At 64.4% G+C, this 3,732-nt stretch carries 3 protein-coding genes; 2 read left to right on the top strand and 1 reads right to left on the bottom strand.

Annotated elements, in window-relative coordinates:
* Positions 1-997 (top strand): cytochrome c peroxidase (locus EN925_RS27450; protein WP_128337060.1); only part of this gene is annotated, 997 nt, incomplete at its 5' end.
* A 1-nt stretch (position 998) separates the two neighbouring features.
* On the opposite strand, the gene EN925_RS27445 is transcribed toward EN925_RS27450, so the two are convergent.
* Positions 999-1,451 (bottom strand): Lrp/AsnC ligand binding domain-containing protein, encoded by a 453-nt coding sequence (locus EN925_RS27445; RefSeq protein ID WP_013531233.1) that lies wholly within the window; start codon positions 1,449-1,451, stop codon positions 999-1,001.
* Positions 1,452-1,614: 163 nt separating this feature from the next.
* Between EN925_RS27445 and putA the strand changes: the two genes are divergently transcribed.
* The coding region (putA, locus tag EN925_RS27440) for a bifunctional proline dehydrogenase/L-glutamate gamma-semialdehyde dehydrogenase PutA (RefSeq protein WP_128337059.1) at positions 1,615-3,732 on the top strand (2,118 nt) is incomplete at its 3' end.

Below are 3,732 nucleotides of genomic sequence, written 5' to 3'. Positions count from 1 at the left end.
GGGCATGAGCGGTGACGGGTCGGTATCCTGTTCGACCTGCCACAAGATCGACCGCCAGTTCCAGGACGACCTGCCGCAGGCGGTCGGCGTCGGCCACACCAACCGGCGCACCATGCCGCTGGCGGGCGTGGCGCACGATCCCTGGTTCTTCTGGGATGGCCGTCGCGACAGCCTGTGGGCGCAAGCGTTGACGCCGCTCGAAAATCCGCTGGAGCAGGCGGGAAACCGCGCTGCCTACGCGCATTACATCAAGGCGCGCTTCGGCGAGCGCTATGAGCGCATTTTTGGGCCGCTGCCCGATTTTTCCGGCATGCCGTTGAATGCCAGCCCACTTGGAAACGATGCCGAGAAAGCAGCCTGGCATGCCATGAGCAGCGCGCAGCGCGACGCCATCAACGGTGTCTTCGTCAATATCGGCAAGGCGATTGCCGCCTTCGAACGCTCGATAGCGCCAGCGCCAGCGCGCTTCGACCGCTTTGCGCTGGACCTCGCCACCGGTGCCGAGCCGAAGGGCGATGCTGTCTTTTCCAAACAAGAAATCCTTGGGCTTAAACTGTTCATCGGCAAGGCCAATTGCGTGACCTGTCACAACGGCCCGCGCTTCACCGACAACAGCTTTCACAACACCGGCGTGCCGCCTGTTGCGGGCCTGCCGCCGGATCGCGGCCGCATCGATGCCGTGCACCAAGTCGAGGCCGACCCGTTCAACTGCCTTGGCGCCTATCGGGACGGCGAGGTTGCCGCCTGCGGCGAACTGCGCTTCATGGTCAAGAATGCGCCACAACTCATCCGCGCCTACAAGACGCCGTCTCTGCGCGGTGCGGCAACGCGACCGCCCTATATGCATGCGGGGCAGTTTTCGTCGCTCGACGAGGTCGTGGCGCATTATGCGAAGGCCGCGCCCAGCGTCGAAGGGGTATCAGAGGTTCACCCGTTGGAGCTTTCAGACCGAGAACGCGCTGCTCTGGTGGCGTTCTTGAAGACGCTTTCGGAGTGATCTACCGGTCCTTCACGGTCTCCATCGCTACAAAGGTCGAGGTCTGGGCGACATGGGGCAGGGCCGAGATGCGCTCGCCGAGGACGCGGCGGTAGGCGGCGATGTCCCTGGTGCGGACTTTCAGCAGATAATCGAAGCTCGACGCCATCATGTGGCACTGTTCGATCTCCGGCACAGCCTGTACGGACCGGTTGAAGGCGTCGAGCGCGGCGGATCTGGTGTCGGACAATTTCACCTGGACGAATGCGACATGGCCTTCGCCCATGCGCTCGCGGTCGACGATCGCCTGGTAGCCTCTGATATAGCCGTCCTTCTCAAGCCGCTTCACCCGCGCCTGCACCGGCGTCTTCGACAGGCCGACCTTTGCGGCCAGTTCTGACATGGAAAGCCGGCCGTCGCTTGCAAGTGCGGCCAGGATATTCCGATCTATGCGGTCCAATTGGTCTTCTGTCATCGAAATCGCAGTCCAAATGTCAATTATATGCCGCTAGGATAGATCGAATGACCTCCAATGTCGATTTCTTTGGACCGGCCGAAATTTTGCACTTGTGCTAGCTTGCGCCATTCGGTCCGGTGACCGCCGGCCCGATCCCCTTTGCTCGATCCACGGGACCGCCATGCCAGCGCTCGATGCCATCCGCCAGCAGATCCGCGCCAACTACCTGCCCGACGAAGACGAGGCCGTGAAGCGGCTTGCCGAGGCGACGGGGCTCTCCGGGAAAGACCGCAAGGCGATCTCGGCTCGCGCCGCCGATCTGGTGCGCGCGGTGCGCGGTTCGTCGGATCCAAGGCTGATGGAAGTCTTCCTCTCCGCTTACGGTCTCTCCACCAAGGAAGGCGTGGCGCTGATGTGCCTGGCCGAGGCGCTGCTGCGCGTGCCCGATACCGAGACGATGGACGACCTCATCGCCGACAAGATCGCGCCGCACGACTGGTCGGCGCATTCGGGCGGTTCGAGCTCCATCTTCGTCAACGCCTCGACCTGGGCGCTGATGCTGACCGGCCGCGTCCTCGACGAAGGCGAGGGCGGCATCGAGGGCACGCTGCGTTCTATGGTGCGGCGGCTGGGCGAGCCGGTCATCCGCAAGGCGGTGGCCGCCGCCATGCGCGAGATGGGCGAGCAGTTCGTGCTCGGCCGCACCATCACTGAAGCCGTCAAGCGCGGCCGGCCTATGACCCAGAAGGGTTATCTCTATTCCTTCGACATGCTGGGCGAGGCGGCCCGCACCGAGGCCGACGCCTTGCGCTATCACAAGGCCTATGCCGACGCGATTTCGTCGCTCGATTCCGGCTCCAACGGTCCTGATATCAGGCAGAACCACGGCATCTCGGTCAAGCTTTCGGCACTGCATCCGCGCTACGAGGTGGCGCAGAAGGAAGAGATGCTGCCTGTGATGGCCGAGCGGCTTTTGTCGCTGGCGCTGGCCGCGCGCCACTCGCGCATGGGTCTCAACATCGATGCCGAGGAGGCCGACCGCCTCGATCTATCGCTCGACGTCATCGAGCGGGTGCTGGCCGAGCCGGAACTTGCCGGCTGGAACGGGTTTGGCGTGGTGGTGCAGGCGTATGGGCCACGCGCGGCCTTCGCCATCGACTGGCTCTATGCGCTGGCCAAGAAATACGACCGCAACATCATGGTTCGGCTGGTCAAGGGCGCCTATTGGGACACCGAGATCAAGCGGGGTCAGACGTTGGGACTCACCGGTTATCCCGTCTTCACCCGCAAGGCCAACACCGACGTCTCCTACATGGCTTGCGCGAAGAAGCTGCTTGGCATGACCGACCGCATCTATCCGCAGTTCGCCACCCACAACGCCCATACCGTCGCCGCCATCCTGTCGATGGCTGATAATAACCGCGATTCCTTCGAGTTCCAGCGCCTGCACGGCATGGGCGAGGCGCTGCACGAGACGGTGCGACGGTCCGAAGGCACGCGCTGCCGGATCTATGCGCCGGTCGGTGCGCATTCCGATCTGCTGGCCTATCTGGTGCGCCGGCTGCTGGAGAACGGCGCCAACTCCTCCTTCGTGCACCAGCTGACCGATGAGGATGTCGAGCCGGAGGACATTGCGCGCGATCCGCTCGAGACGGTCGAAAGCCAGGGTCCGGCAGCCAATCCGGCGATTGCCCGGCCTTCCCAGATTTTTGGAGCCGGGCGTCGCAATTCGAAAGGATTCGACATCACCGACACGGTGACGCTGGCGGCGATCGACAAGGCCAGGGCGGCCTTCGCCGGGCCGGATCGCTGGCATGCCAAGCCGATTACGCGGGCCGCCGGCTATGGCAAGCAGCGTCCGATCGTCAACCCGGCAAAGCCTTCCGAAGTGGTCGGCACGGTCAGCGAAGCAGCTGCCAAGCAAGTCGCGACCGCCGTGCGCTTTGCGGTGGAAGCGCAACCGGCCTGGGCGAAGCGTCCCGTCGCCGAGCGCGCCGCCATCCTCAACCGTGCCGCCGATCTCTATGAGGCGAATGCCGTCGAGTTCTTTGCACTCGCCACCCGCGAGGCCGGCAAATCGCTGGCCGACGGCGTCGCCGAGGTGCGTGAAGCCGTCGACTTCCTGCGCTACTACGCCACCGAAGCGGCCAATGCCGAGGTGGGCACGCAGGCGCGCGGCGCCATCGTCTGCATTTCGCCGTGGAATTTCCCGCTCGCCATCTTCACCGGCCAGATCGCGGCAGCGCTCGTCACCGGCAATTCGGTGATCGCCAAGCCGGCCGAGCAGACGCCGCTGATC

The sequence above is a fragment of the Mesorhizobium sp. M7A.F.Ca.US.006.04.2.1 genome, assembly GCF_004022915.1.
Lineage (GTDB): Bacteria > Pseudomonadota > Alphaproteobacteria > Rhizobiales > Rhizobiaceae > Mesorhizobium > Mesorhizobium ciceri.
Note: the sequence above shows the minus strand (reverse complement) of the source record. Positions and strands in the feature narration are given on the sequence as shown.

Coding starts and splice junctions, on each gene's coding strand:
- EN925_RS27445 (WP_013531233.1), bottom strand. CDS start 1,451: ATGACAGAAGACCAATTGGACCGCATAGATCGGAATATCCTGGCCGCA.